This is a genomic window from Sphingomonas sp., assembly GCF_039594485.1.
GTDB lineage: Bacteria > Pseudomonadota > Alphaproteobacteria > Sphingomonadales > Sphingomonadaceae > Sphingomonas.
The window spans coordinates 42967-66108 of record NZ_JBCNNI010000018.1 but is presented as its reverse complement, the minus strand read 5'-3'; the positions used below and the strand labels follow the sequence as shown (position 1 = coordinate 66108).

The following is a 23142-nucleotide window of genomic DNA, read 5'->3' as shown; positions in this document are numbered from 1 at the left end:
TCGGTCGCGCCCGTGATTTCCCAAAGGAGCTTCCATGCCCACTCCCGCCAAGGGTTATGCCGCCCAGTCGGCCGAGACCCCGCTCGCGCCCTTTTCGTTCGAGCGGCGCGATCCGCAGGGCGACGATGTCGCGATCGATATTCTCTATTGCGGCGTCTGCCATTCCGACCTGCACACCGCGCGCGGCGAGTGGGATGGTACGCTCTATCCGTGTGTCCCCGGCCATGAGATCGTCGGCCGCGTGACCGCCATCGGCGATGCGGTCACCCGCTATCAGGTCGGCGATCTGGTCGGTGTCGGCTGCATGGTCGACAGTTGCGGCCACTGCCCCTCCTGCCATGATGGCGAGGAGCAATATTGCGAGACGACCGGTTTCGTCGGCACCTATAACGGCCCCGACCCCGTGCTCGGCGGCCACACCTTTGGCGGCTATTCGGACCATATCGTGGTCAAGGAAGGCTTCGTCCTCAAGATCAACCATGACGAGGGCGATCTGGCCGCCGTCGCGCCGCTGCTCTGCGCAGGCATCACCACCTATTCGCCGCTGCGCCATTGGAAGGTCGGTCCTGGCCAGAAGGTCGGCATCGTCGGCCTGGGCGGCCTGGGCCATATGGGGGTGAAGATCGCCGCCGCGATGGGCGCGGAGGTCCATGTCTTCTCGACCTCGCCCAACAAGGCGGAGGATGCCAAACGGCTCGGCGCCAAGAGCCTGATCGTGTCGAAGGATGCGGATCAGATGGCCGAACATGCGAACAGCTTCGACTTCATCCTGAATACGGTCGCCGCGCCGCATGACCTCGACGCGTTCCTGATGCTCCTGAAGCGCGACGGGACGATGACGCTGGTCGGCGTGCCCGATTCGCCGCACCCGTCGCCCTCGGTCGGCAACCTCGTCTTCCGCCGCCGGTCGCTGGCCGGCTCGCTGATCGGGGGCATAGCGGAGACGCAGGAGATGCTCGACTTCTGCCACAGCCATGGCCTGACCGCCGATATCGAGATGATTGCGATGGACGAGGTCAACACCGCCTATGACCGGATGCAGAAGAGCGATGTGAAATATCGCTTCGTCATCGACATGGCGACGCTGAAGGGTTGAGCCGCTCCTATTCCTCCCCCGCAAGGGGGAGGAAATTAGATGGGGTTGAATTTGCCCCCCTCCCCGCCAATCCCTATATGCGGGGCTCCCATGTCCAGCATTCCCTCCTCCGTCTTCGTTCCCGCCGACTGGCGCGACTTCCTCGCCCTGACCAAGCCGCGGGTGATGACGCTGGTGGTGTTCACGGGATTGTGCGGGATGCTGGCCGCGCCGGTCGGCATCGATCCGGTCATCGGCTTCACCGCGATCCTGTGCATCGCGCTGGGCGCGGGCGCGGCGGGGGCGCTCAACCAATGGTATGAGGCGGACCTCGACGCGCTGATGAAGCGCACCGCCAAGCGCCCGCTGCCCGCGGGCCGGATGACCCGCGAGTCGGCGCTGCATTTCGGCGTCGGCCTCGCCTGTTTCTCGGTCCTTCTGATGGGGCTGGCGGTCAACTATGTCGCCGCCGCCATCCTGACCGTTTCGATCCTGTTCTATGTGCTGATCTATACGGTCTGGCTGAAGCGTCGAACGCCGCAGAATATCGTGATCGGCGGCGCGGCGGGCGCCTTTCCGCCGCTGATCGGCTGGGCGGCGGCGACGGGGCAGATCGCGCTGCTCCCCTTCCTGCTGTTCAGCCTGGTCTTTTTGTGGACGCCGCCGCATTTCTGGGCGCTCGCGCTGTTCGTGAAGACCGATTACGCCAATGCGGGGGTGCCGATGCTGCCCGTCGTCGCGGGCGAGCGGGTGACGCGCGCCCAGATCGGGCTCTATACCATCCCCATGGCGATCGCCGCCGTTGCGCCCTGGCCACTGGGGCTGACGGGGGCGATCTATGGCATCATCGCCAGTGCGGGCACTGCGCTGTTCGGGCTCTATGCCGCCATCGTCTCCTTTCGGCATACCCGGCCCGACGATGCGATGAAGCCCGAGAAGCGGCTGTTCAAATATTCGATCCTGTATCTTTTCCTTCTCTTCGGCGCGCTGGTGGTGGATCGTTGGGCATGACACCCGATGATTCGAACCGGATTCGCGCCAAGCAGCGCGCCCGCGCCACCGCGATGGCGCTTCTGCTCGGCTTCCTGGTGGTGCTGATCTTCTTCATCACCCTGTCGAAGATCCGGTCGGGGATGCACTGATGCGGCTCACGCGCCAGGCCAGGACGGTGGCGTTCGCGCTGTTCGGCGTGGTGTTCATGACCGGCCTCGCCTTTGCCAGCGTGCCGCTCTACCGCATGTTCTGCCAGGTGACGGGCTATCAGGGCACGACGCAGCGCGGGGCGGCCGCGCCGGGCAGCGTCCACAAGCAGATCCGCGTCGATTTCGACGCCAATGTCTCGTCGCGGCTGGCCTGGACCTTCAAGCCCGAGAACCCGTACGAGACGGTCGATATCGGCGCGCGCGACATGGTGTTCTTCACCGCGACCAACAATGCGAAGGTGCCGGTCACCGGCACCGCGACCTTCAACGTGACGCCGGACCAGGCGGGCCGCTATTTCACCAAGATCCAGTGTTTCTGCTTCACCCAGCAGACGCTGCAACCCGGTGAGACGGCGCGGATGCCGGTGATCTTCTTCATCGACCCCAAGATCCTGAACGACCCCGACGCGCGCGACATCGAGACCATCACCCTGTCCTACACATTTTACCCGGTGGATTCGGCGAAGAAAGCGGGTTAGCCTGTCCCCAAAATAGCAAAAACTTGAGGGACGGGATCATGGCTGGCGCGAAGAACCACGACTATCATATCCTGCCGCCGAGCCCCTGGCCGCTGGCCAGTTCGATGTCGGCGCTGCTGATGGCCTCGGGCGCGATCATGTGGATGCATAGCGTCCAGGGCGGCGGCTGGGCGTTCCTGGCGGGCCTCGCGGCGGTGCTGTTCTGCATGGGAAGCTGGTGGGCCGATGTGGTGCGCGAGGCGCATCACGGCGACCATACCCCCGTCGTCCAGCTTCATTTCCGATACGGCATGATCCTGTTCATCGCGTCGGAGGTGATGTTCTTCGTCGGCTGGTTCTGGGCCTTTTTCGACTTTGCGCTGTTCCCGACCGCGATGAGCGTCGTCGACGGACAGGTGGAGCGCGCGGCCGAGGGCGCCGCCGCCATCGCCGCGACCTGGCCGCCCAAGGGGCTGGAGGTGATCGACGCCTTCAAGCTGCCGCTGCTCAACACGCTGATCCTGCTGACCAGCGGCACCACCGTCACCTGGGCGCACCATGCCCTGATCCACAACCAGCGCGGCGGCGAGAAGCGCGGGCTGTGGGGCGCGCTGGGCGTTGGCGACCGGGACGGGGTGCTGAAGGGCCTGTGGCTGACGGTCGTGCTCGGCCTGATCTTCAGCTCGATCCAGGCCTATGAATATGTCCACGCGCCCTTCCCCTTCAAGGGGATCAACTATGGCGCGTCCTTCTTCATGGCGACCGGCTTCCACGGCTTCCACGTCATTGTCGGCACCATCTTCCTGATCGTCTGCCTGATCCGCGCCTATCGCGGCGACTTCACCCCGCGCCAGCATTTCGGGTTCGAGGCGGCGGCCTGGTACTGGCATTTCGTCGACGTGGTGTGGCTGTTCCTGTTCGTCACCATCTATGTCTGGGGTGGCTGGGGCGCGCCGGTTCATAGTGGCTGAACCGACGACACCCACGATCGCGCCCACCATCGCGCAGGCGGCATTTCGGGGGCTGTGTCCGCGTTGCGGCCAGCCCCATTTGTTTGCCGGGCCGCTCCTGTCGAAGCACATGGCGACCTTTGCCGATCGCTGTGCGGCGTGCGGGTTGGACTTCACCCGGTTCAACGTCGGTGACGGCCCGGCGGCGTTCCTGACGCTGATCCTGGGCACGGTCATCACCATCGCGGCGATCATCGTCGAACTGACGCTGCATCCGCCGCTCTGGCTGCATATGCTGATCTGGCTGCCGCTGACGGCGGTGGGCGTGGTCTATAGCTTGCGCGTCGCCAAGGGCGCGCTGATGGCGGCCGAGTATCGCAACGAAGCGCGCGAGGGGGCGATCGCGCGTCCCGAGGACGAGGACGCTTGAGGCGCACGCCCATCCTGCCCACGCTGATCGTCGGCCTGGCGGTGGCGGCGATGATCGCTCTGGGTCTGTGGCAGTTGCTCGACCGCCTGCCGCGCAAGGAAGCCTATCTGGCGCAGCTCGCCGCCAATCCGGCCCGACCGGCCATCGCCTTTCCGCTCTTCCCCGACGACCATCTGCTCTTCCGCCGCACGGTCGCCGAATGCCCGCCGCCGGTCACGATCCGGCGCGCAGGGGCAGGCGCGGCGGGGTTCCGGCTGATCGCCACCTGTACGGTCCCGAGAGGCGCGATGCAGGTGCAACTGGGCACGACGCATGACCCGCGCGCCGAAAGCGACTGGCCGGGTGGTCGCGTCACCGGCTATGTCTCCCATGCGCCCGACAGCCGCTCGCTGATCGAGTCGGCCTTCGATCACCGGCCCCAGGCCATGCTGCTGGTCGCCGACACGCCCGCCGCCGGGCTGGAGGCCAATCCCAGGCCCGATATCGGCGGCGTGCCCAATAACCACCTGGCCTATGCCATCCAATGGTTCCTGTTCGCCGCCATTGCCGCAATTATCTATGCTTTGGCGGTCGTTCGGCGCAATCGAATGGTTGTGGTGAGGGACACAGGCCGTTAAGCCCCGGCGCATCATGCGCTATCTCAGTACCCGTGGCTCCGCTCCCGTCCTCGATTTCCAGGGCGCGACCCTGGCCGGTCTCGCCAGCGATGGCGGGCTCTATGTTCCCGAAGCCTGGCCGACCCTGACCCCCGAGGAGATCGAAGCGCTGGCGGGCCTGTCCTATGCGCAGACCGCCGCGCGGATCATGGCGCCGTTCGTCGGCGGCAGCCTGAGCGCGGAGGAACTGCAGGGGCTGTGCGATGCCGCCTATGGCCGCTTCTCGCACGCCGCGGTGACGCCGCTGGTGCAGCTCGACCATGACCAGTGGCTGCTGGAGCTGTTCCATGGTCCCACGCTCGCCTTCAAGGACGTGGCGCTCCAGATGCTGGGGCTGTTGTTCGAGCGGTTCCTGCGCGGGACCGACACGCGCCTCACCATCGTCGGCGCGACCAGCGGCGACACCGGATCGGCGGCGATCGACGCGGTGGCGGGGCGCGCCAATATCGACATCTTCATGCTCCACCCGGCGGGCCGCGTGACCGAGATCCAGCGCCGCCAGATGACCACGGTCCTCGCCCCCAATGTCCACAACATCGCGGTCGAGGGCAATTTCGACGACGCGCAAGCACTGGTGAAGGCGATGTTCAACGACCGCGCCTTTGCCGATCGTCACACCCTGTCGGCGGTCAACTCGATCAACTGGGCGCGGTTGATGGCGCAGGTCGTCTATTATTTCTATGCCGCCGTCCGGTTGGGCGCGCCGGGGAAGCGCATCGCCTTCTCGGTGCCGACCGGCAATTTCGGCGACGTGTTCGCCGGCTATGTCGCGGCGCGCATGGGCCTGCCCGTCGCGCGGCTGATCGTCGCGACCAACGTCAACGACATCCTCCACCGCGCTTTGTCGTCGGGCGATTATTCCAAGGGCGAGGTCCAGGCGACCGCGACCCCTTCGATGGACATCCAGGTCAGCTCCAATTTCGAGCGGCTGCTGTTCGATGCGAATGGCCGCGACGGCGCGGCGCTGGCGGCGCAGATGAAGGGGTTCGAGGGCACGGGCGCGATGCGGCTGACCAATGCGCAGAGCCAGAATATCGCCCCGCTCTTCACCAGCGCGCGCGTCGATGCCGACGACATGAGCCGTGCGATGCGCTGGGCCGCCGATGAAGCGGGGCAGATCCTCGACCCGCACACCGCCATCGCGCTCTCCGCCGCCAGGGCGAGCGACGTGGCCGTCCCGGTCGTCACCCTCGCCACCGCACACCCGGCCAAGTTCACCGACGCGGTCGAGCGCGCGACCGGCACCCGGCCTGCGCTGCCCCCCCGCGTCGGCGACCTGTTCGAGCGCGAGGAACGCTTCACCACCCTGCCCGCCACCTTTGACGCGGTGACGGCCTTTATCGACGGGCATGGTTTGCGCTAACGCGCTTTCCATGAAACTCGATACGTTGATCGGCGAGCCCTGGGCGGATTACGGGCTGGTCGATTCCGGCCATGGCCGCAAGCTGGAACGCTATGGCCGGTTCCGCTTCATCCGCCCCGAACCACAGGCGATGTGGGCCCCCGCGAGCGATGACTGGCGCGCGGCGGCCGAGTTCGTCCCCGGTTCGGACGAGGATGGCGGCGGCCGCTGGAACTATGCCGAGCCGGTCCCGCGCGAGGGCTGGCCGCTCAAGTGGAACGAGGTCCGCTTCACCGCGCAGACCACGCCCTTCCGCCATCTGGGCTTCTTCCCCGACATGGCCCCCGTCTGGGGCTGGATGCGCGAGCAGGTCGACGGGATGGTCGAGCCGGAGTGCATGAACCTGTTCGGCTATACCGGCGTCGGCACGCTGGCGATGGCGAGCATGGGGGCCAAGATGGTCCATGTCGACGCCTCCAAGAAATCGGTCGAGGCGGCGCGCGGCAATGCGATGCTGTCGGGGCTGGGCGATGCGCCGGTTCGCTGGATCATCGACGATGCCGCCAAGTTCGTCGCGCGCGAGGTGCGGCGCGGACGGCGCTATGACGGGATCCTGCTCGACCCGCCCAAATATGGGCGCGGCCCGGAGGGCGAGGTGTGGCGGCTGGAGGAGGATCTGCCCGGCCTGATCGCCAATTGCCGCCAGTTGCTCGACGGCGATTCGCGCTTCCTGTTCCTGACCGTCTATGCGGTGCGCATGTCGGCGCTGGCGATCGGCGAGATGATGCGCCAGGTCATGGCCGACCTGCCCGGCAAGGTCGAATGCGGCGAACTGGGCGTGCGCGAGGAAGCGCGCGGGCTGGTCCTGCCCACCGCCATCTGGGCGCGGTGGAGCCGGTAGGGCCGTTGCAGCGCTGGTCCAGCCTTGCTGGACCAGATTCAGGGCGAAACCACCTCGATCAGCGCGGCCTCATAGGTCGCCACCGCCCCGTCCGCCTCGAACCGCCGCGCGATCCTTCGCATCGCGCCGGGCGGGATCGGGCGATGGCCTTCTCGCGGCGTGCCCGCCCCGATCGCGCGCAATGCACGCATGAAATCCGCCGCCGAGCCGTGCCGCTGTTCGAACCGCCGGGTCGTCACCTTTAGTCCGGGCAGCGCCATCGTCGCCAGCGCCGGGGCGGTCGGATAGGCCGGGCTTCCGGCCGCGACCCCCTCCGCCGCGTGCGCCGCGTGCCACGACGCGAATGTTCCATCGACCAGCGTCGTCACCAGCATCCGCCCACCCGGCACAAGCAAGGCGGCCAGCCGCCGCAACCCGCTTTCGAGATCGCCGAACCACTGCACCGCCAGGCTGCTGACGATGACGTCGAAGGGCGCTTCACCCGTCAGTTCGGGATACTCGCCATCCATCACCCGTCCCCGCACGCCCGGCCGCCCCGCCATGCCCCGTTCCAGCATCGCGGGGGCGATATCCGTCATCAGCCAGTCGGGACGGTCCAGCCGGGGCAGCGTCGCGCCGGTCAGGAACCCCGTTCCGCATCCCACCTCCAGAACGCGGGCGCGGCGCGGCGCGGCGCCGACGATCGCCTCGGCCAGCCAGTCGGCCACCGCCCGCTGGATCACGGCATGGTGATCATAGGCCACCGCCGCGTCAAAGGCGCGCGCGATCCGGGGCAAGGCCTGGTTCTTCACCACCACCGCCTGTTTCAGTCACGCACCGAACGGATCGCCGCCGCCGAAAGCCAGGGCGATCCCGCCACCAGCATCAACGACACCGCCGCCAGCAGCTTGAGCGCCCCCACATCCTCGCCCCCCGCTCCGAAGATCAACAGCGGCAAGGCGAGCGGCAACAGCAGCAGCCCTGCGATCCCGCCGGCCCCGCGCAGCCCCGCCGTCAGCGACGCCGTCGCCACCGCCAGCGCGGCAAGTCCCGGCGTGCCCAGCAACAGCGCCAACTCGACGCGCCCCAGGGCCATGGCATCGAGCCCGAACAGCCCCCCGGCCAGCAGGGCGGCGAGCAGCAACGGCGGCGCGAAGGCCAGCCAATGCGCCGCGATCCGCAAGGCCATCACCAGCGGCAGCGAGAGGCCATGGACCCGGATCTGGTCAAACCATCCCGATTCGGAATCGGGGGCCACCAGCCTTTCGACGGGCAGCAACGCCGCGAGCAGCGCCGCGACCCAGATCGCGCCGGGCCCGATCCGCGCCAGCATCGCCCGGTCGGGTCCGATGGCGAAGGGGAACAGCACCACCGCGAGCAGGAAAAAGCCGCAGACCAGCGCCGCCCCGCTCCCGGCATAGCCCCGCCGCACGTCGCGCGCGATCAGCGTCAGCGCCGCGCTCATGCCGGAACCAGCGTGTCGAGCGCCATGGCCCGGGCTCCGGGCAGGGCCAGCATCTGGTGCGTCGCCAGCATCACCGCGCCGCCGCCCGCGCGGTGACGGGCCATCGCCTGTTCCAGTATCGCCAGACCGGCGGCATCCAGGCCATTGCCCGGTTCGTCGAGCAGCCAGAGCGCCGCCCCTGACGCCAGCACGCGCGCCAGCGCGGCGCGCCGCCGCTGGCCGGTGGACAGCAGCCGCACCGGAATGCCCGCCAGCGCCGCCAGGCCGACCTGCGCCAGCGCCGCGGCGACCCGCGCCCGGGCATCGCCCCGGCCGTCCAGCTCCGCCCAGAAAAGCAGCGCCCTGGCGAGGCCTTGATCGGTGTCCAGCGCCACGTCCTCGGCCATCAGGGCGATGCCTCCGTGATGCTCCACCCGCCCCTCGAACGGCGGGACCAGCCCGGCGGCGAGGCGCAACAGGCTGGACTTGCCGATGCCGTTGGGGCCGGTGACGATCGCCGCTTCCCCCGCCGCCAGCGTCAGCGACAGACCCGCGAACAACAGCCGCCCGCCCCGCGCACAGGCCACATCGGACAGCGACAGGATCATGGGGCGGACCCGTCCACCGCGTCTTCCAAGCCATGCATGTCATCGTCGGACAGGCCGAAATGATGACCGATCTCATGGATCGTCACATGCACCACCAGATCGTCGAGCCGCACCCCCGTCTCGATCCATTCGTCCAGGATGGCGCGCCGATACAGATGGATGCGATCGGGGAGCTGGCCCGAATCCATCGCGCTTTTCTCCCCCACCGGGCGGCCATGATACAGGCCGGTCAGGTCGAGCGGATGCGCGATGCCCAGCGCGGCCAATGTCTCGTCATCGGCAAATTCCTCGACGATCAGCACCACATCGCCCAGATGCGCGGCGAACGCGGCGGGCAGGCGCGCGATCGCGGCCCGCGCGATCCGTTCGATCACCTCGGCGCCTGGTGGCTCGCCGATCCCGTCTTGCCCGCTCATGCGGGTCGTCATACCGCTGTGCCTGCCGAAAGAACAAGAGAAGCAAGGGGACAGCGATGGTGGAGCGGCTGAACGATCTGGACCGGGACGAGGCGCTCGACGGTCTGCCCGAATGGGACTGGGACGAGGCGCGCGATGCGATCAGCCGCCGCTTCGTCTTCGCCGATTTCAACGAAGCGTTCGGCTTCATGACCCGCGTCGCCCTGCTGGCCGAAAAGGCAGACCACCATCCCGAATGGTCCAATGTGTGGAACCGGGTCGATATCATGCTGACCACCCATGACGCGGGCGGCCTGTCGGCGCGCGACATCGACATGGCCGAGGCGATCGACGCGCTGGTGGGATGACCACCGAATCTTCCTCGCCCCAGGCATGGCTTTTGGGCGCCTGGGGCGAGGACGGGATTACGCCACCGTCTGTTCGATCGCCCCGAAAATGGGATGGTGGCGATCATCCTCCATCCAGATCCGCACCGTGTCGCCCTTCTTGAGGAAGGGCGTCGAGGCGGCTCCGTCGCGGATCGTCTCGATCATCCGCAGCTCGGCGATGCAGCTATAGCCCACACCACCCTCGGCGACAGGCTTGCCCGGCCCGCCATCGGCATCGCGGTTGGACACAGTCCCCGACCCGATGATCGTCCCGGCCCCCAGCGCGCGGGTCTTCGCCGCATGGGCGATCAGCGTGCCGAAGTCGAAGGTCATATCCTCCCCCGCCGAAGCGCGGCCAAAGGGTCGCCCGTTCAGATCGACCTTGAGCACCCGGTGCAGCTTGCCGTCGCGCCACCACTCGCCCAGCGATTCGGGCGTGACGAAGACCGGGGAAAAGGCCGAGGCGGGCTTGGACTGGAAAAAGCCGAATCCCTTGGCCAGTTCGCCCGGGATCAGCCCGCGCAGCGACACGTCGTTGGTCAGCCCGACCAGTCGGATCGCCGCCAGCGCCTCCTCACGGCTCGCCCCCATGGCCACGTCGCCGGTCACGACGACGACCTCGCCCTCCAGGTCGCAGCCCCAGTCTTCGTCCGCCAGCGGGATCGGATCGCGCGGCGCCAGAAACCCGTCCGAGCCGCCCTGATACATCAGCGGATCATGCCAGAAGCTCTCGGGCAGTTCGGCACCCCGCGCCTGCCGCACGAGCGCGACGTGGTTCACATAGGCCGATCCGTCCGCCCATTGATAGGCACGCGGCAGGGGCGATGCGGCGTCATGCTCGTGAAAGCGCTCACGCGGAATGGCTTCATGGTCGAGGTCGGTCGCCAGATTGGCCAGCGCGGGCGCCACGGCGTCCCAGTCATCCAGCGCGGCCTGCAAGGTCGGCGCGATATGCCCGGCATCGGCATACCAGGCCAGATCGTTCGATACGACGACCAGCTTGCCGTCGCGCCCTTTTCCGGGACCGGCACCCTTGAGACTGGCGAGTTTCATGCAGGACTCCTCTTCGCAATTTGGTATCGGATGTAACCATCCGTCCCCGGTTGTCACGCCCGGTCGCACATGATCCTGCCCGAAACTTGACTTTTGACAAGGCGGGGCGCACATGAGGGGCCGTCGAAGGCGTCCACATGCAGCGTGAACGGACCCGAAAAGGTCCCGGCTCCGCCCCGACCCTGTCTCCAGGCTTCCCTTGTCACGCGGGGCGTCATCAACCCCGGCGCCGCTCCTCGCGGCCCACCGTGACCCGTGCGCCATGATCGAAAGCAATTCCATGTCCTTTTCCGAACTCGGCCTCGCCGAGCCGCTCGTCCGCGCGCTCGAAGCCAAGGGCTATTCCGAACCCACCCCGATCCAGCGCGATTCGATCCCGACGCTGCTGGAAGGCCGCGACCTGCTGGGCATCGCGCAGACCGGCACCGGCAAGACCGCCGCATTCGTGCTTCCGTCGATCCAACGTCTGGTCGAGGCGAACAAGCGCGTCCTACCGACCCATTGCCGCATGCTGGTGCTCGCCCCGACGCGCGAACTGGCCAGCCAGATCGCCGAGAATGCGCGCGGCTATGCCAAATTCTCCAAGCTCGCGGTCGCGACCGTCTTCGGCGGCACCAGCATCAACAAGAACCGTCAGGACCTGTCGCGCGGCGTCGACATCCTGGTCGCGACGCCCGGCCGGTTGATCGATCTGGTCGAGCAGGGCTTCCTGAACCTGTCGATGATCGAGATCCTGGTGCTGGACGAGGCCGACCAGATGCTCGACCTGGGCTTCATCCATGCGCTGCGCCGGATCGTGAAGATGCTGCCGCGCAAGCGCCAGACCCTGTTCTTCTCGGCCACCATGCCCGCCGCGATCCGCGATCTGGCCGACAAGTTCCTCGACAATCCCGCGACCGTCACGGTCACCCCGGTCGCCACCACCGCCGAGCGTGTCGACCAGTCGGTGACCTTCGTGACGCAACAGGAAAAGCAGGCGCTGCTGACCATCCTGCTCGCCGATCCCGCGATCGAGCTGGCACTGGTCTTCACCCGCACCAAGCATGGCGCGGACCGCGTCGTGAAGCTGCTGGCCGGCAACGGCATCGCCGCCAACGCGATCCATGGCAACAAGAGCCAGGGCCAGCGCGAACGGGCGCTGGGCGAGTTCCGCTCGGGCCAGACCCGCGTGCTGGTGGCGACCGACATCGCCGCGCGCGGCATCGACATTCCGGGCGTCAGCCACGTCTTCAACTTCGAGCTGCCCAATGTCGCCGAACAATATGTCCACCGCATCGGCCGGACCGCGCGGGCGGGCCGTTCGGGCCTGGCCATCGCCTTCTGCGCCGAGGACGAGCGTCCTTACCTGAAGGATATCGAGAAGCTGACGCGGCAGAAGATCCAGGTCGTGCCGCTGCCCGCCGACTTCGTGAAGCGCGCCGAGACCATCAAGTCGCAGCGGGTCAAGGCGATCGGCGCCGATCCCGCACCGCGTGTCGACCGGCCGCGTGATCCGGCGCGCCCGCGTGCGACCCATCATCCGCGCGCGACCGACGCACGGGCGCCGCAGGGTCGCCAGCCGCGTCGCCGGAGCGGCGGCGGTGGCCGCGGCCGTGGCGGCCAGGGTCGTCCCGCGGGCGGCGGCGGCGGTGCCGGTCGCGGCGCACAGGGCTGACGCACGACAAAGGCCGTCCCTCGCAAAAGCGATGGACGGCCTTTCCATGTCTGAACCCCAACCCTCTCCCGATGCGTTGACCCCGTAACGATCCACGCATCAGGAGAGTTTGCCATGGATATTGCCCATACTCCCGCCGCCGAACGCATCGCGCGTGTGCTGTGCGGACAGCGGCTGAGCGCCAATGCCGGCGGCGATTCGGAATCCGCCGCGCGTCTGGTCGACGATCATTGGCGCGAGCATATGGCGGATGCGCTGGCGGTCCTGCGGACGCTGCGCGAACCCGATGGGGCGATGGCCGATGCGGGCGATCCCGCCATCTGGGAAAAGATGGTGCTGGTCGCGGTCGAGGCCGCCAAGCCGCCCAAGGTCGTATTGTGACCAGGCCCTGATCCTCCCCGACAGGGGAGGATGTGGTCAGACCGTCACCTGCTCGCCCAGTTCGACCACCTTGCCCGGCGGAATCCGCAGGAAGTCGGTCGGGTCGCTGGCATTGCGTTGCAGGAACATGAACACGCGGTCCTGCCAGGGGGGCATGCCCTTTTCCGCTTCGGGTTTCAGGGTATTGCGGCCGATGAAGAAACTGGTCTTCATCGGGTCCAGCCCCCGGCCGTTCGTCTCCACCCCCAGATCGCGTGGCAGGTCGCGCGGCACGTCGGGGGTTTCCATGAAGCCATAGGTCAGGACGACGGTAGCGAAATTGTCGTCCAGCCGTTCGACATGCGCACGCTTTTCGGGCGGCACCACGGGGCGATCGGCGGTGCGGATCGTGACGATCAGATTCTGCGCATGCAGGATCTTGTTATGCTTCAGATTGTGGAGCAGTGCGCCGGGTGCCGAGGCGGGATTGGCGGTCAGGAACACCGCCGTCCCCGCCACCCGCTCGGGCGGACGCTTGGCGAGTGCGGCGGCAAGATCGGCGAGCGGGATCGCCTGACGCTTCTCGAACGCCGAGACGATGCCGCGCCCGCGCACCCAGGTATGGATGATCAGGCCTACGCACGCCCCGACCAGCAGCGGCACCCAGCCACCCTCGATCACGCGCAGGATATTGGCGCCGAAGAAGACCAGGTCGAGCGCGAGGAATGGCAGGATCGCCGCCAGCGCCAGCGCGCGCGACCAGCCCCAGCGATGCCGCACCACCAGATAGGCTAGACAGGTGGTGACCACCATCGTCCCCGTCACCGCGATGCCATAGGCGGCGGCCATCGCCGAGGAGGTCTTGAACTGCACGACCAGAACCAGCACCCCGGCCAGCAACAGCCAGTTGATCGCGGGGAGATAAATCTGCCCCTGGAAATCGGCCGAGGTCTGGCGGACGCGCAGGCGCGGCAGGAGGCCGAGCTGGATCGCCTGCTGGGTCAGCGAGAAGGCGCCCGTGATCACCGCCTGCGCCGCGATCACGGTGGCAAGGCCCGCGAGCACGATCAGCGCGGGGCGCAAGGGCTCTGGCGCCATCAGGAAGAACCAGTCCTGATTGGTGAAGGGCGCGCCCCGCGCCGTGGCCTTCTCCAGTGCGGACAGGGCGAAGGCCCCCTGCCCCAGATAGTTGAGCGCCAGCGCCGGGAGCACCAGCGAGAACCAGCCGATGCGGATCGGCAACCGCCCGAAATGCCCCATATCGGCGGTCAGCGCCTCTGCCCCGGTGACGGTCAGGAACACCGCGCCCAGCACGAACAGCCCGACAATGCCGTGGCTGGCCAGGAAGCTGACCCCGTAACCCGGCCAGATCACCCGCGCGATCGAGGGTTCGTCGGCGATATGCCACAGCCCCAGCCCGCCGATGACGAGGAACCACAGAATACAGATCGGGCCGAACAGCTTCGACACCTGCGCGGTCCCGCGCGACTGGATGAAGAACAGCGCGACGAGGATGACGATGGTGCAGAGGCGGATGACATTCTCGTCGAAGATCGGCGCGGCGGCGGGAATGGTGTGCAATCCCTCCATCGCCGACAGCACCGACAAGGCGGGCGTGATGATCGCATCACCATAGAAGAGCGACGCCCCCGCCGCCCCCAGGACCAGCGCGATACGCGGCCGGAACCCGCCGGACCGTCGGGCCAGCGCGGCCAGCGCCAGCACGCCGCCCTCGCCCTGATTGTCGGCGCGCATCAGGAAGACGACATATTTGATCGTCACCACCAGGATCAGCGACCAGAGCGCCAGGCTCAGCACGCCCAGGATCTCACCCGGATCGATACCGTCGCCCGCCGTCTGGGTCAGCGCCTCGCGAAAGGCATAAAGCGGGCTGGTGCCGATATCGCCGAAGACGACCCCGATCGCGCCGATGGTCAGCGCGGCAAGCGCGGGATGGGCCGATCCGCCGCGGTGCGCATGGTCCCCGGATGTCGATGCGGATTCGGTCTGGATCGCCACGATGTCGGTCGCTTTCGCCGTCATGTCCGCCGGAACCCCCTGTACCAAAAGGACGGCGCGCTTTACGCCTATCCACCCCGGAAGCAAGGGCTTTCCAACACCCTTTGCAAACGCTTGATATTGCAGAGCGTCAAGCGCATGGAATGGAAATGGTTCCCTTTTCGTTCGGCGGCCACGACTTCACGGCCTTGTCCGCAGGCGCGCTGTTCTGGCCCGCGCGGGCCGCATTGCTGGTCGCGGACCTGCATCTGGAAAAGGCGAGCTGGTATGCCGGCGGCGGACAGATGCTGCCGCCCTATGACTCGCTGGCGACGCTGACCGAGCTGACCGCGCTGGTCGCCGCCACCGGCGCGCAAGAGGTCTGGTGCCTGGGGGACAGCTTTCACGATGCGGAAGGGTGCGACCGGCTGCTGCCCGACGCCCGCGCCATGCTGCTGGCGCTGACGGGCCGGACGCGCTGGACCTGGATCACCGGCAATCATGATCCCGTGCTGCGCGATCGCTGCGGCGGAATGGTCACGCAGGAAGCGGCGGTCGACGGGCTGGTCCTGCGGCATGAGGCCGATCCGGCGGAAACGCGACCCGAACTGTCGGGGCATTTCCATCCCAAGCTGCGGGTGCGGGTACGCGGCAAGATGGTGGCGCGGCGCTGTTTCGTCGCGACCCGCGCCAAGCTGGTTCTGCCCGCCTTCGGTGCGCTCACCGGGGGGCTGGATGTCGATCATCCCGCGCTGATCCAGGCGGTCGGACGCTCTGCCGAGGCGCTGGTGCCGGTGCGCGACCGGATGCTGCGCTTTCCGGTCGCGGCCTGAGCCTTATCCGGCGCGCGCCAGATCGGGAAAGCCCGCGCGAAAGCCCGCGACCTTGGGCTTGTCCCACCGCATGATATAGGGGTGCGCGGGGTTGCGGTCGTAGAAATTCTGATGCTCCGCCTCGGCCGGGAAGAAGCCGCCCCGTTCGATTCGCGTCGTGATCGGCCGCACAAAGACATGGGCGCGGGTCAGTTGCGCGATATAGTCGCGTGCCACCCGCGACTGATCAGGCGACTGGGCGAAGATCGCGGAGCGATAGCTGGGACCGCGATCGGGGCCTTGGCCGCCGACCTGGGTCGGATCATGCGCGATCGCGAAATAGATGCGGAGCAGCGTGGCGTAGGACACCCGTGACGGGTCGTAGACGATCCGCACCGCCTCGGCATGACCGGTCCGCTCGGTCGAGACGGCGGCGTAGTTGGCGTCCTCGCGCCGTCCACCGGCATAACCCGCCGTGACCGAGCGCACGCCCTTCACCCGCTCGAACACCGCCTCCATGCCCCAGAAACAGCCACCCGCGAGGACCGCGATCTGGGGGCGCGGCGCGGCGGGAAGGTCGACGGCAGCCTTGGGCAGCGGCACCGCGCGCTCGGCCTCGGCCGCCTGGGGGAGGGAAGACAGGGCGACCGCTCCGAACGCGATCGCGCCAAGGGCGAGGCAGAGGGTGTTGCGCATCACCCGGATATGGGGTGGGTCGTAAGGCTCGGCTAGAGGCTGACGTCGATGCCGGACGAGGGGTTGTCGCCCTTAGCGAACCGCCTCAACCGGGGCCGAGGCATAACGGCTCGGCGCTTCGGCAGGGTGCAGAACCACGAGACCCAAGGCGCCCAGCACAAATCCGCCGGCGAACTGCCATACGAAGCTGGACTTGAGGAGGGCACGCATTCGTCTTCACCTGTCTAAAACGGGTCGCCCCCGAATGGGCGGCGATCTTCCGGGCGTCCTCTGATCGATCGACGCCGTTCCGACAATGACATTTATAGAAACACAGCATTAACGGCACGTGACCGTGTCGTTCACGCCACAGTTAAGCCATATTGGCCGTTCGCGGGACCCGACAAAAAAAGCCAGCCGCTCCAGCCACTTGACCGGAACGACTGGCCCAAGGGGCATATGCCCTGAAAATTATTTCAGCGCGGCGCAGGCCGTCTGGATGCGGGTGCACGCCTCGCGCAGCAGCGCATCAGAGGTCGCATAGCTGATTCGCATCGCGGGCGAGAGGCCGAACGCCGCGCCCTGCACCGCCGCGACCTTCGCATCGTCGAGCAGATAGCCGACAAACGCCTCGTCGCTGTCGATCAGGCGGCCCGAGGGCGTGGTCTTGCCGATCAGCGGCGCAAAGGACGGATAGACGTAGAAGGCGCCCTCCGGCGTCGGGCAGGTCATGCCCTCGATCTCGTTGAGCATCGCGACGACCATGTCGCGACGCCCCTGGAACGCGGTGTTGCGTTCGGCAAGGAAGCTCTGGTCGCCGTTCAGCGCCGCCGTCGCCGCCGCCTGCGCGATCGAGCAGGGGTTGGAGGTCGACTGCGACTGCAACTTGGCCATCGCCTTGATCAGCCAGGCCGCGCCGCCCGCATAGCCGATGCGCCAGCCGGTCATCGCATAGGCCTTGGAACAGCCATTGACGGTCAGCGTGCGCTCGTACAGCTCGGGGCAGACCTGCGCGATCGTGGCGAAGCGGAAACCGTCATAGACGATATGCTCGTACATATCGTCGGCGAAGACCCAGACATGCGGGTGCTTGAGGATGACGTCACCCAGCGCCTTCAGCTCGTCGGCGGTATAGCCCGCACCCGTCGGGTTGGACGGCGAGTTCAGGATGACCCACTTGGTCTTCGGCGTGATCGCCGCGTCGAGCGCTTCGGGCGTCAGCTTATAGCCCTGTTCCGGCCCGGCCTTCACGATCACCGGCACGCCGCCCGCGAACTGGACGACGTCTGGATAGCTGACCCAATAGGGCGCGGGGATCACCACCTCGTCGCCCGCATCGATCGTCGCGACCATGGCGTTGAACAGGGTGTGCTTGCCGCCGACATTCACGCTGATCTGATCGGCCTTGTAGGTCAGGCCGTTGTCGCGCGCGAACTTCGCCGCGATCGCGGCCTTCAGCTCGGCCGTGCCGTCGACATTGGTATATTTGGTCTTGCCGTCGCGGATCGCCTGGATGGCGGCCTCCTTGACGAAATCGGGCGTGTCGAAATCGGGTTCGCCCGCACCCAGGCCGATCACGTCGACACCGGCGCGCTTCAGCTCCAGCACGCGGCTGGTGATGGCGAGCGTGGGGGATGGGCTGATACGACCGAGCGCGGCGGAGGGCTGCATAAAACGGAACCTTTGCGACAGGGATTTGCGGCTGCGCCTTAGCCCGCCATCCCCTCATCCGCAACCATCCGTGCACGAAACAATCCGCGAAGCGCGTTGCCGAGCAAGAATCCGTCCTGGATGTCGGTACGGCACACCCGGCCCTCGACCGCACGGCCCGTCTCGATCAGGTGCGCGCGCAGCACGCCGGGCAGCAGCCCCTGCGCCAGCGGCGGGGTGACCAGCATGTCGCCGCGCTCGACGAACAGCGAGGTGAAGCTGCCTTCGGTCAGGCTGCCGTCGGGCGCCTCGAACACCACCTCCGGCGTGCCGGCGGCGATCCGCGCCGCATCGTAAAAGCCGCGCGCGCTGGTCTTGTGACGCAGGCGCAGGTCCTGGGGCGAGACGGGCAGCGGCACGACCTGCACCGGCACGACGCCATCGAAGGGCGCGGGGCCGGGTCCGACCTCGATCGCCAGGGCGCCGCCGCGTGCCAGCAGCATCCGTACACGCCGCGGCTCCCGCAGGCGGAAGGTCGCCGCCTGCAACTCGTTGCGCGCATCATGCCGGTTGAAGACGAAGCCCAGCGCCGCCGCACTCGCCTTCATCCGGGCAAGATGGGCCTCCAGATGCTGGATGCCCTCGACGGGATCGAAGGCCATGGTCTCGATCAGGTCGAAATCGCTCACGGCCCCGGTCAGGAAGGCGGCCTTGGCAAGGCATTCGTCCCACTCGTCCGCCGCGACCGAATCCGCGACGATCCCCGATCCCAGCCCCAGCACGGCCCGGTCGCGGCCACTCGGCAAGGTCAGCGTGCGGATCGCGACGTTGAACATCGCGTCGCCATTCGCATCCAGCCGCCCGATCGCCCCGGTATAGAGGCCGCGCGGCGAATCCTCGATCTCGCCGATCGCCTGCATCGCACGGATCTTGGGCGCGCCGGTGATCGAGCCGCAGGGGAAGAGCGCGGCCAGCACATCCACCGCATCATATCGCTCGGCCAGGTCGGCGGTGACGGTCGACACCATCTGGTGCACGGTCGGATAGGGCTCGACGGCGAACAGCTCGGGCACCGCGACACTGCCCGGCCGGGCGACGCGCGACAGGTCGTTGCGCATCAGGTCGACGATCATCAGATTCTCGGCGCGCTGCTTGGGATCCTCGCGCAGCGCCTGCGCCACCCGCGCATCGGTGGCGGGATCGCCGTGGCGCCGCGCGGTGCCCTTCATCGGCCGGGCGGTCAGGCGGCCATCCTCCAGCGCGAAGAACAATTCCGGCGACAGCGACAGGATCGTCGCCTCCCCGGTTTCGACCACCGCGCCCCACCCGGCGCGCGACCGCGCGCGAAGCCCCGCATAAAGCGCCAGCGGATCGCCCGAAACCGGCACCTCGGCCCGGAAGGTCAGATTGACCTGATAGAGATCGCCCGCCGCGATCAGCGCCTGGGCCTGGGCGAACTGCTCGGCATGGCGCGCCGGGCCACCCTCCGGCACCAGCGCGCCGACACAGGCCCCGGCCGGGTCGGGCAGCAGCGCGAGGGGGTCGACCGTGTCATAGCCCTGGAACAGGCCGAACCACAGCAGCGGCCCTTCGGGGGTCCGCACGGGCACGCCGGGCTCGAACGCCGCCCCCGCCTCATAGGCGAGGAAGCCGACCGCGTGCAGCCCGCGCGCCCGCGCCTGGCGCAGCGTCGACAGCGCGGATGCGACCTCGCCATGGGCATGGGCCGTCACGATCTCGACCGGCCGCGTATAGAGACGCGCCGCCGCGCCGCCGACGCGGGCATCGTCTAGCAGGACAAAGGGAGGCGTGGGGCGCGGCATGGACCATGATCCATGCACGGCGCGCGGGGACACATGCAAGTATCGATTGGCCGACACCGTCCCAGCCCCTATCTTCGGACGCATGACCGACCCGACCCAGAACCCGCCCCTCCGCGCCGCGATCGTCCCCGTCACCCCGCTCCAGCAGAATTGCTCGATCGTCTGGTGCACCGCGACGATGAAGGCGGCGGTGGTCGATCCCGGCGGGGACCTGCCGCGCATCCACGACGCGATCGCCAAGACCGGGGTGACGGTGGAGAAGATCCTGCTCACCCACGGTCATATCGACCATGCGGGCGGGGCCCGGGCCTTGTCGGACGCGCTCGGCGTGCCCGTCGAAGGACCGCAGGAGGAGGATCGCTTCTGGCTCGCGCGGCTGGTCGAGGACGGACAGGCCTATGGCATCCCCGCCCAGGTGCTGGAGCCGACGCGCTGGCTGAACGACGGCGACACGGTGACGATCGGCGACCTGACGCTCGATGTGTACGAGACGCCGGGCCATACGCGCGGGCATGTCATCTTCCACCATGCGCCGTCACGCTTCGCGCTGGTCGGCGACGTGCTGTTCCAGGGTTCGATCGGACGGACGGACCTGGCCGGGGGGGATCATGAGCAACTGATCCGCACGATCGTCGAGAAGCTCTGGCCGCTGGGCAACGACACCGCGTTCATTCCGGGTCATGGCCAGCCCAGCACCTTCGGCCATGAGCGTCAGAGCAATGCCTTCGTGGCGGATCGGGTGCTGGGATTGGTTTGAGAGTCGGGTTGGCCCTCGACAGCGCGGTCGAAGGCCAAGGGGGACGCGTTACCGCCGCTCCCCCGCCGTCTCGGCCCGAATCGCCTTGAATTCCGAACCCGCGCGCCATTCCGGCCAGTCGCGCCCATCGGCCAGATCGCGTCCGATCCGGTAGAACAATCCGACATCGGCCGCCGCACCGCGCAGATCCCAGCGCGCATCCCAGGCATCGCAGGTCTGGTGATAGCAGCGCATATAATCCTCCAGCCATGTCTGACCCGCCGGGCGTCCCCCCGCGACCAGATCGGGCGCACCGCTGATCGCCATCAGCAGCAGCGTCGGCACGCCGCGGCGCGCGACCGAGAAATGGTCGGCACGGTAGAACAGGCCACGCTCGGGCAGCGCCTCGGGTGTCACCACCCGCCCCTGCGTCGCCGCGGCGGCACGGAGGCGATCCTCCAGATCATTCTGCCCGTCGCCGACCAGCATGACATCCTTCGCCGGTCCCGCCGTCTGAAGGATATCCAGCGTCAGGTTGGCGACCGTCTTGGCCAGCGGATAGACCGGATTGACCGCATAGGTCTCCGACCCCAGCAGCCCCCGCTCCTCGCCGGTCCACAGCGCGAAGACCAGGCTGCGGTCGGTGCGTGGCGCGGCCTTGAAGGCGCGCGCGAGTTCCAGCACGCCCGCCACGCCCAGCCCGTCGTCATTGGCCCCCGGGCGGATCACCCGGCCCTGCGCATCCGCCGCGCCCTTGCCATAGGCATCCCAATGCGCGCCGAACATCACGACCTCGTCGGGACGCGTCTTGCCGGACAGTTTCGCCAGGACGTTGCGGCTTTCCGCGCGCACCGTGGTCACGGGCAGGTCGGCGGAGAAATCCTGGCCCTTCAGTTCCACGGGACGGAAATCCGCCCGCCGCGCAAGCGCGCGCTGCTGCGCCAGGTCCAGTCCGGCGGCGGCGAACAGCCGGGTCGCCGACTCGCCCGACAGCCAGCCCTGTAGCAGCACGCGCGAGGTCGGATCGCTGCGGACGATGTCGTAATTCTCACCCGCCGGCGCGGTGACCGTCGCCCAGCCATAGCCCGCGCCCGGCGTGTCATGCACGATCAGCGCGCCGACCGCGCCCTGCCGCGCGGCCTCCTCATATTTGTAGGTCCAGCGGCCATAATAGGTCATGCGCCGATCGCCGAACTTGCCCTTGGCATCGTCGCCCGCGACCGCCTCGAAATCGGGATCGTTGACCAGGAAGACCGCGATCTTGCCCTTCAGGTCGACGCCCTTGAAATCGTCCCAGCCGCGCTCGGGCGCATGGACGCCATAACCGACAAAGACCATCGGCACGTCCTGGATCGCCACCCGGTCGACGGGGCGGACGGTCGAGACATAGACGCCCTGCCCCTGCACCAGCGGCAGCGCGCCGGCGCGCATCGTCCCCTGGCCGATCTGGGTGCGGATCAACGGCACGGCTTGCGTCCACTGCCCGTTCGGCCCGCCGGGCTGGAGCCCCATGGCCTTGAACTGCGCGACCAGCCAGTCGACCGTCTTCGTCTCGCCGGGGGTTCCGGGCGCGCGCCCCTCAAAGGCATCGGAAGCCAGCACCTTTACATCCGCCGACATCCGTGCGGGCGAAATGGGGTCCGGCGCGGCGGCGGTCAGTGCGACGGCGGCGAGGCCGATCAGGGGCAAACGAATCATCACTGGTCGATCCTTATGATAGTGGGCCCGGTCACGGGCGCGGCATTGGCGACATAGACGATCCCGAGCGCCCAGCCCGCCAGCAACGCGGTGATCGCCCAGGTGCCGATCGCGCCCCCGGCCCGCCCGATATTGGGTGCCGGCCGCGCCATGCCCCAGCCATGGCCGATCCGCGCCAGGATGAACGCCACGCCCAGCACCCACAGCCAGAAGCGCGCGCCGCCCGACAGTTCGACCAACCCCATCAGGATCAGGACGAAGGGCGCATATTCGACGAAATTGGCCTGGGCCCGCATGCCTGCGGCGAGTCGCGAATCGCCACCATCGCCGAGCATCACCTTGCCACGAAGCCGCCCGACCACGATTCGCAGGGCGAGCCACAAATTGACGATCGCGGCCGCCGCCGCGATGCTGAGCGTAACCGGCAGGACCATAAGTGCCGTCATTCCCGTAAATTGCACGATGTCGGGGAGTGCCATCTCGCGGCCGCGCTTGCAACATCGGCAAAACTCGCTATAGGCGCGGGGCTTCGCGATGCGTCCGGCTGGGTGCTCACGCGGCCGGGTCCTTCGATCCGGGCGCGCAATGGGTGCTGACCGTGGCGTATCCACCCATTGTTCGAATTGATAAGGTGCCGCAATGGCCGTCCCCAAGAGAAAGACTTCGCCCTCCAAGCGCGGCATGCGCCGTGGCCACGACTCGCTCACGGTCGCTGCGTTCCAGGAATGCCCGAACTGCGGCGAACTGAAGCGCCCGCACAATCTGTGCACTGCTTGCGGCCATTATAACGGCCGTGAGGTCGTGTCGGTCGAGGGCTGATCCCTCTACCTTACCAGATTGAACGACCGTTAGAG

At 67.8% G+C, this 23142-nt stretch carries 26 protein-coding genes; 15 read left to right on the top strand and 11 right to left on the bottom strand.

The annotated features are described in order from the left end of the window. Positions 1 to 34: 34 nt before the first annotated feature. From ABDV78_RS10915 to ABDV78_RS10875, 9 genes are all read left to right on the top strand, one after another. The gene (locus tag ABDV78_RS10915) at positions 35 to 1096 is read left to right on the top strand and encodes an NAD(P)-dependent alcohol dehydrogenase (RefSeq protein ID WP_343527441.1); all 1062 of its coding nucleotides are present in this window, start codon (positions 35 to 37) and stop codon (positions 1094 to 1096) included. Between the two features lie 90 nt (positions 1097 to 1186). Next, positions 1187 to 2086 carry a heme o synthase gene (locus tag ABDV78_RS10910; RefSeq protein WP_343527440.1) on the top strand — a complete coding sequence of 300 codons (900 nt, stop codon included), beginning with the start codon at positions 1187 to 1189 and terminating at the stop codon, positions 2084 to 2086. Beyond that, complete coding sequence (locus tag ABDV78_RS10905; protein WP_257575300.1) at positions 2083 to 2217, top strand: hypothetical protein; 135 nt, start codon at positions 2083 to 2085, stop codon at positions 2215 to 2217. The genes ABDV78_RS10910 and ABDV78_RS10905 overlap by 4 nt, the downstream gene beginning before the upstream one ends. Beyond that, positions 2217 to 2756, top strand: coding sequence for a cytochrome c oxidase assembly protein (locus ABDV78_RS10900; protein WP_343527439.1), 540 nt, complete (start codon positions 2217 to 2219; stop codon positions 2754 to 2756). The genes ABDV78_RS10905 and ABDV78_RS10900 overlap by 1 nt, the downstream gene beginning before the upstream one ends. Positions 2757 to 2794: 38 nt before the next feature. Then, entirely contained in the window at positions 2795 to 3706 is a 912-nt protein-coding gene (locus tag ABDV78_RS10895; RefSeq protein ID WP_343527438.1) for a cytochrome c oxidase subunit 3, read from the top strand. Further along, positions 3699 to 4115, top strand: coding sequence for a DUF983 domain-containing protein (locus ABDV78_RS10890; RefSeq protein ID WP_343527437.1), 417 nt, complete (start codon positions 3699 to 3701; stop codon positions 4113 to 4115). The genes ABDV78_RS10895 and ABDV78_RS10890 overlap by 8 nt, the downstream gene beginning before the upstream one ends. Beyond that, on the top strand, positions 4112 to 4732 hold the full coding sequence (locus ABDV78_RS10885; RefSeq protein WP_343527436.1) for an SURF1 family cytochrome oxidase biogenesis protein: 621 nt from the start codon (positions 4112 to 4114) through the stop codon (positions 4730 to 4732). Before ABDV78_RS10890 ends, ABDV78_RS10885 begins: the two co-directional genes overlap by 4 nt. Before the next feature lie 13 nt (positions 4733 to 4745). Further along, the gene (gene thrC / locus ABDV78_RS10880; protein ID WP_343527435.1) at positions 4746 to 6134 is read left to right on the top strand and encodes a threonine synthase; all 1389 of its coding nucleotides are present in this window, start codon (positions 4746 to 4748) and stop codon (positions 6132 to 6134) included. A 10-nt stretch (positions 6135 to 6144) separates the two neighbouring features. Further along, complete coding sequence (locus ABDV78_RS10875; RefSeq protein ID WP_343527434.1) at positions 6145 to 7014, top strand: class I SAM-dependent methyltransferase; 870 nt, start codon at positions 6145 to 6147, stop codon at positions 7012 to 7014. A 38-nt stretch (positions 7015 to 7052) separates the two neighbouring features. Here ABDV78_RS10875 and ABDV78_RS10870 read toward each other — a convergent pair whose 3' ends face one another. The 4 genes from ABDV78_RS10870 to ABDV78_RS10855 are packed head-to-tail and all read right to left on the bottom strand — an operon-like array spanning position 7053 to position 9461. Continuing rightward, on the bottom strand, positions 7053 to 7805 hold the full coding sequence (locus ABDV78_RS10870) for a methyltransferase (protein WP_343527433.1): 753 nt from the start codon (positions 7803 to 7805) through the stop codon (positions 7053 to 7055). Positions 7806 to 7819: 14 nt separating this feature from the next. Continuing rightward, complete coding sequence (locus ABDV78_RS10865) at positions 7820 to 8458, bottom strand: heme exporter protein CcmB (RefSeq protein ID WP_343527432.1); 639 nt, start codon at positions 8456 to 8458, stop codon at positions 7820 to 7822. Continuing rightward, positions 8455 to 9045, bottom strand: a complete 591-nt coding sequence (gene ccmA / locus ABDV78_RS10860; RefSeq protein WP_343527431.1) for a heme ABC exporter ATP-binding protein CcmA — start codon at positions 9043 to 9045, stop codon at positions 8455 to 8457. The genes ABDV78_RS10865 and ccmA overlap by 4 nt, the downstream gene beginning before the upstream one ends. Next, the gene (locus tag ABDV78_RS10855) at positions 9042 to 9461 is read right to left on the bottom strand and encodes a metallopeptidase family protein (RefSeq protein ID WP_343527430.1); all 420 of its coding nucleotides are present in this window, start codon (positions 9459 to 9461) and stop codon (positions 9042 to 9044) included. The genes ccmA and ABDV78_RS10855 overlap by 4 nt, the downstream gene beginning before the upstream one ends. On the opposite strand from ABDV78_RS10855, the gene ABDV78_RS10850 reads away from it, so the two are divergent. After that, the gene (locus ABDV78_RS10850; protein WP_343527429.1) at positions 9431 to 9808 is read left to right on the top strand and encodes a 4a-hydroxytetrahydrobiopterin dehydratase; all 378 of its coding nucleotides are present in this window, start codon (positions 9431 to 9433) and stop codon (positions 9806 to 9808) included. The genes ABDV78_RS10855 and ABDV78_RS10850 overlap by 31 nt on opposite strands. A 57-nt stretch (positions 9809 to 9865) precedes the next feature. Here the strand turns inward: ABDV78_RS10850 and ABDV78_RS10845 are convergent, their stop codons facing one another. Continuing rightward, positions 9866 to 10882 (bottom strand): fumarylacetoacetate hydrolase family protein, encoded by a 1017-nt coding sequence (locus ABDV78_RS10845; RefSeq protein WP_343527428.1) that lies wholly within the window; start codon positions 10880 to 10882, stop codon positions 9866 to 9868. 280 nt (positions 10883 to 11162) lie between these two features. Between ABDV78_RS10845 and ABDV78_RS10840 the strand changes: the two genes are divergently transcribed. Then, entirely contained in the window at positions 11163 to 12536 is a 1374-nt protein-coding gene (locus ABDV78_RS10840; RefSeq protein WP_343527427.1) for a DEAD/DEAH box helicase, read from the top strand. Positions 12537 to 12650: 114 nt separating this feature from the next. Then, positions 12651 to 12917, top strand: a complete 267-nt coding sequence (locus ABDV78_RS10835) for a hypothetical protein (RefSeq protein WP_343527426.1) — start codon at positions 12651 to 12653, stop codon at positions 12915 to 12917. 36 nt (positions 12918 to 12953) lie between these two features. Here ABDV78_RS10835 and ABDV78_RS10830 read toward each other — a convergent pair whose 3' ends face one another. Then, the gene (locus tag ABDV78_RS10830) at positions 12954 to 14939 is read right to left on the bottom strand and encodes a potassium transporter Kup (protein ID WP_343527425.1); all 1986 of its coding nucleotides are present in this window, start codon (positions 14937 to 14939) and stop codon (positions 12954 to 12956) included. A 125-nt stretch (positions 14940 to 15064) separates the two neighbouring features. Between ABDV78_RS10830 and pdeM the strand changes: the two genes are divergently transcribed. Continuing rightward, entirely contained in the window at positions 15065 to 15727 is a 663-nt protein-coding gene (pdeM, locus tag ABDV78_RS10825) for a ligase-associated DNA damage response endonuclease PdeM (protein WP_343527424.1), read from the top strand. 3 nt (positions 15728 to 15730) lie between these two features. Here the strand turns inward: pdeM and msrA are convergent, their stop codons facing one another. From msrA to pabB, 3 genes are all read right to left on the bottom strand, one after another. Then, positions 15731 to 16405: a peptide-methionine (S)-S-oxide reductase MsrA gene (msrA, locus tag ABDV78_RS10820; RefSeq protein ID WP_343527423.1), complete on the bottom strand. Its 675-nt coding sequence runs from the start codon at positions 16403 to 16405 to the stop codon at positions 15731 to 15733. A gap of 447 nt (positions 16406 to 16852) precedes the next feature. Next, complete coding sequence (locus ABDV78_RS10815) at positions 16853 to 18052, bottom strand: pyridoxal phosphate-dependent aminotransferase (RefSeq protein ID WP_343527422.1); 1200 nt, start codon at positions 18050 to 18052, stop codon at positions 16853 to 16855. A gap of 38 nt (positions 18053 to 18090) precedes the next feature. Then, entirely contained in the window at positions 18091 to 19854 is a 1764-nt protein-coding gene (gene pabB / locus ABDV78_RS10810) for an aminodeoxychorismate synthase component I (protein WP_343527421.1), read from the bottom strand. An 82-nt stretch (positions 19855 to 19936) separates the two neighbouring features. On the opposite strand from pabB, the gene ABDV78_RS10805 reads away from it, so the two are divergent. Next, positions 19937 to 20611: an MBL fold metallo-hydrolase gene (locus ABDV78_RS10805; RefSeq protein WP_343527420.1), complete on the top strand. Its 675-nt coding sequence runs from the start codon at positions 19937 to 19939 to the stop codon at positions 20609 to 20611. A gap of 48 nt (positions 20612 to 20659) precedes the next feature. Here the strand turns inward: ABDV78_RS10805 and ABDV78_RS10800 are convergent, their stop codons facing one another. After that, positions 20660 to 22288, bottom strand: a complete 1629-nt coding sequence (locus ABDV78_RS10800; RefSeq protein ID WP_343527419.1) for a M28 family metallopeptidase — start codon at positions 22286 to 22288, stop codon at positions 20660 to 20662. Continuing rightward, positions 22288 to 22722, bottom strand: coding sequence for an MAPEG family protein (locus ABDV78_RS10795; RefSeq protein ID WP_343527463.1), 435 nt, complete (start codon positions 22720 to 22722; stop codon positions 22288 to 22290). The genes ABDV78_RS10800 and ABDV78_RS10795 overlap by 1 nt, the downstream gene beginning before the upstream one ends. Before the next feature lie 205 nt (positions 22723 to 22927). Here ABDV78_RS10795 and rpmF point away from each other — a divergent pair, with 205 nt between their 5' ends. Beyond that, positions 22928 to 23107, top strand: a complete 180-nt coding sequence (rpmF, locus tag ABDV78_RS10790; protein WP_042488281.1) for a 50S ribosomal protein L32 — start codon at positions 22928 to 22930, stop codon at positions 23105 to 23107. Positions 23108 to 23142: the final 35 nt, after the last annotated feature.

What these genes read in the sequence shown, in the direction of transcription:
- ABDV78_RS10915 (WP_343527441.1), top strand. Translation starts at nt 35, where the DNA reads ATGCCCACTCCCGCCAAGGGTTATGCCGCCCAGTCGGCCGAGACCCCG.
- ABDV78_RS10910 (WP_343527440.1), top strand. Translation starts at nt 1,187, where the DNA reads ATGTCCAGCATTCCCTCCTCCGTCTTCGTTCCCGCCGACTGGCGCGAC.
- ABDV78_RS10905 (WP_257575300.1), top strand. Translation starts at nt 2,083, where the DNA reads ATGACACCCGATGATTCGAACCGGATTCGCGCCAAGCAGCGCGCCCGC.
- ABDV78_RS10900 (WP_343527439.1), top strand. Translation starts at nt 2,217, where the DNA reads ATGCGGCTCACGCGCCAGGCCAGGACGGTGGCGTTCGCGCTGTTCGGC.
- ABDV78_RS10895 (WP_343527438.1), top strand. Translation starts at nt 2,795, where the DNA reads ATGGCTGGCGCGAAGAACCACGACTATCATATCCTGCCGCCGAGCCCC.
- thrC (WP_343527435.1), top strand. Translation starts at nt 4,746, where the DNA reads ATGCGCTATCTCAGTACCCGTGGCTCCGCTCCCGTCCTCGATTTCCAG.
- ABDV78_RS10875 (WP_343527434.1), top strand. Translation starts at nt 6,145, where the DNA reads ATGAAACTCGATACGTTGATCGGCGAGCCCTGGGCGGATTACGGGCTG.
- ABDV78_RS10865 (WP_343527432.1), bottom strand. Translation starts at nt 8,458, where the DNA reads ATGAGCGCGGCGCTGACGCTGATCGCGCGCGACGTGCGGCGGGGCTAT.
- ccmA (WP_343527431.1), bottom strand. Translation starts at nt 9,045, where the DNA reads ATGATCCTGTCGCTGTCCGATGTGGCCTGTGCGCGGGGCGGGCGGCTG.
- ABDV78_RS10855 (WP_343527430.1), bottom strand. Translation starts at nt 9,461, where the DNA reads ATGAGCGGGCAAGACGGGATCGGCGAGCCACCAGGCGCCGAGGTGATC.
- ABDV78_RS10845 (WP_343527428.1), bottom strand. Translation starts at nt 10,882, where the DNA reads ATGAAACTCGCCAGTCTCAAGGGTGCCGGTCCCGGAAAAGGGCGCGAC.
- ABDV78_RS10840 (WP_343527427.1), top strand. Translation starts at nt 11,163, where the DNA reads ATGTCCTTTTCCGAACTCGGCCTCGCCGAGCCGCTCGTCCGCGCGCTC.
- ABDV78_RS10835 (WP_343527426.1), top strand. Translation starts at nt 12,651, where the DNA reads ATGGATATTGCCCATACTCCCGCCGCCGAACGCATCGCGCGTGTGCTG.
- ABDV78_RS10830 (WP_343527425.1), bottom strand. Translation starts at nt 14,939, where the DNA reads ATGACGGCGAAAGCGACCGACATCGTGGCGATCCAGACCGAATCCGCA.
- pdeM (WP_343527424.1), top strand. Translation starts at nt 15,065, where the DNA reads ATGGTTCCCTTTTCGTTCGGCGGCCACGACTTCACGGCCTTGTCCGCA.
- ABDV78_RS10815 (WP_343527422.1), bottom strand. Translation starts at nt 18,052, where the DNA reads ATGCAGCCCTCCGCCGCGCTCGGTCGTATCAGCCCATCCCCCACGCTC.
- pabB (WP_343527421.1), bottom strand. Translation starts at nt 19,854, where the DNA reads ATGCCGCGCCCCACGCCTCCCTTTGTCCTGCTAGACGATGCCCGCGTC.
- ABDV78_RS10805 (WP_343527420.1), top strand. Translation starts at nt 19,937, where the DNA reads ATGACCGACCCGACCCAGAACCCGCCCCTCCGCGCCGCGATCGTCCCC.
- ABDV78_RS10800 (WP_343527419.1), bottom strand. Translation starts at nt 22,288, where the DNA reads ATGATTCGTTTGCCCCTGATCGGCCTCGCCGCCGTCGCACTGACCGCC.
- ABDV78_RS10795 (WP_343527463.1), bottom strand. Translation starts at nt 22,722, where the DNA reads ATGGTCCTGCCGGTTACGCTCAGCATCGCGGCGGCGGCCGCGATCGTC.
- rpmF (WP_042488281.1), top strand. Translation starts at nt 22,928, where the DNA reads ATGGCCGTCCCCAAGAGAAAGACTTCGCCCTCCAAGCGCGGCATGCGC.